General features: G+C 71.3%; 2 protein-coding genes. Both read right to left on the bottom strand.

The features are described 5' to 3' along the window. Positions 1–480 precede the first annotated feature (480 nt). A complete protein-coding gene (locus tag ACFYZB_RS46675; RefSeq protein WP_388768256.1) occupies positions 481–1,362 on the bottom strand; it encodes an alpha/beta hydrolase in 882 nt (293 codons plus the stop codon). 8 nt (positions 1,363–1,370) lie between these two features. Continuing rightward, positions 1,371–2,623, bottom strand: a 1,253-nt coding sequence (locus ACFYZB_RS46680; RefSeq protein ID WP_388768258.1) for a biotin/lipoyl-containing protein, incomplete at its 5' end; no start/stop codon positions are given.

Genomic DNA, 2,623 nt, shown 5'->3' on the forward strand with positions numbered 1-2,623 from the left:
CACCCCCCAGGTCATCCCTTCGACAGGGGGGAACAGTCATGCCGGGCCCGGAGGCCAGCGGCCCTCTTGCAGGACCGCGAAGAAGATAACGGGGGAGGAGAGCGCGCCGGCACGTCGGGCTACGTAGAGGCCCGTCTTCGAGGCAGGGCTGCTGGGCAGTGGCATCGGCGGTGAGATCCAGCCAGGTGTTGTGGCCGGCGCCGTGCAGCGCGGCAGCGGGGAGGCGGGCGCCCAGGGCGGTGCGTCAGATCGCGGAGCCCCGCTCGGCCGGTGCATCGGGCGCGGCGCTGCCAGCGGTGTAGGTCCCGAGTCGGGACAGCATCAGGGAGACGGCCTCGGGGACCCGCCGGCACGGTCGGCGAGCCCGGTGAGGATCCCACCGGGAGGGCCGGGGCCCGGCCTCATCCGAAATTCCGCACGGACAGCGACCGGAAGGTCCGACGGAGCCCGGTCGGCACCCTCATCACCGGAACTGCGCCGTCATGTCACCGTCCCGGCGCGACGCAACATGCACTCCTCCAGGAACGCAAGGGCGCGCAGATGATACGCACGCGCCGCCCAGCCGAGACTGATGTTGTGCCCGGCATCCGGCTGATGGTCGACGATGACGCGCGTCCCGCTGAGCATGCCGGTCATCGTGGCCACCGCTTCCTCGTCGTGGCGCCACCACGCCTCGTGCTCGGCGAAGGTGAGACGGACCGGGACCCGGACGCGCCGGGCGATGCCCGGGAGCAGCCCCGGCCAGTTCGCCGCCTCCCTCCACTCCCGCTCCGGCATGGGAACCAGCAGCGAGCGGCTGCCCGCGAAGGTGTTCGGCGGATACAGCTGGAGGGGACCCCAGCTCAACCGACGGGTGGTGAGGCTGTGCGGGTCCGGCAACTCGTCCGTGTCCACGGCGTAGCGGTGCCCGCAACCGGAGATGTCCAGGCCGATGAGGCGGTCACCGATGTCGTCGGCGGCGGCGGTCAACGCGAGCTTGCCGCCGAAGGAGTGGGCCAACAGGAAGAAACCCACGCCTGTTTGATACCGGCGGGCGAAGGCGCCGAGGGCCGCGTGCAGCGTCACCGACTGTTCGGCGAGCGTCTGGCCGGTGGGAAGCTGGGCGGCCGACAGGCCGTAGCCGGGACGGTCCAGAGCCAGCACTGTGAAACCGAGCCCGGCCCCGAGTTCCAGCAGGGAGAGGCCCGGGTGGGCCTGGCCGTGGAAATACCCGGCTCGCATGCCACCGCCGTGGACGGCCACTACGACGGCCCGGGGTGGCGCATGCGCTGGTTCGCCGAGCAGGCCGGACAGCTGGACGCCGTCGGCGTCGATGGTGATCGCGCGCACGCGCCGCGAGACGGGGCTGAGGATCTCACTCATGGGTGACGTCAGTCCTTGATTTCGCAGATGGTGGCGCCGGAGGTGACGGAGGCGCCGACGTCGGCGGACAGGCCCTTGATGGTGCCGGCCTTGTGGGCGTTGAGGGGCTGTTCCATCTTCATGGCCTCCAGGACGACGACCAGGTCGCCTTCCTTGACTTCCTGGCCTTCCTCGACCGCGACCTTGACGATGGTGCCCTGCATCGGGGAGGCGAGGGTGTCGCCGGAGGCGACGGGGCCGGACTTCTTGGCGGCGCGGCGCTTGGGCTTGGCGCCGGCGGCGAGGCCGGTGCGGGCCAGGGACATGCCCAGGGAGGACGGGAGGGAGACCTCCAGGCGTTTGCCGCCGACCTCGACCACGACGGTCTCGCGGCCCGACTCCTCCTCCGCCTCGGTGTCGGCGGGGGCGGCGTGGGGCGTGATGTCGTTGACGAACTCGGTCTCGATCCAGCGGGTGTGGACCGTGAACGGGGCTTCGCTGCCGGTGAGTTCGGGGGCGAACGCCGCATCCTTGACCACCGCGCGGTGGAAGGGGATCGCGGTGGCCATGCCCTCGATGTGGAACTCGTCCAGGGCGCGGGCGGCCCGCTGAAGGGCCTGTTGGCGGGTGGCGCCGGTGACGATCAGTTTGGCGAGCAGGGAGTCCCAGGCGGGGCCGATCACGCTGCCGGACTCCACGCCCGCGTCGAGGCGGACGCCGGGGCCGGTGGGTGCGTCGAAGCGGGTGACGGTGCCGGGGGCGGGCAGGAAGCCCCGGCCGGGGTCCTCGCCGTTGATGCGGAACTCCAAGCAGTGCCCGCGCAGTTCGGGGTCGTCGTAGCCGAGGGGTTCGCCGTCGGCGATGCGGAACATCTCGCGCACCAGGTCGATGCCGGCGACCTCCTCGGTGACCGGGTGCTCGACCTGCAGGCGGGTGTTGACCTCGAGGAAGGAGATGGCGCCGTCGTTGCCGACGAGGAACTCGACGGTGCCGGCGCCGATGTAGCCGGCCTCCTTGAGGATGGCCTTGGAGGCCTGGTACAGCTGGGCGGTCTGTTCGTCGGTGAGGAAGGGGGCGGGGGCCTCCTCGACGAGTTTTTGGTGGCGGCGCTGCAGGGAGCAGTCGCGGGTGGAGACGACGACGACGTTGCCGTGGCTGTCGGCCAGGCACTGGGTCTCCACGTGCCGGGGGCGGTCCAGGTAGCGCTCGACGAAGCACTCGCCGCGGCCGAAGGCGGCGACCGCCTCACGGACGGCCGACTCGTACAGCTCCGGGACCTCTT

The sequence above is a fragment of the Streptomyces sp. NPDC001852 genome (assembly GCF_042891825.1).
Taxonomy (GTDB): Bacteria; Actinomycetota; Actinomycetes; order Streptomycetales; family Streptomycetaceae; genus Streptomyces.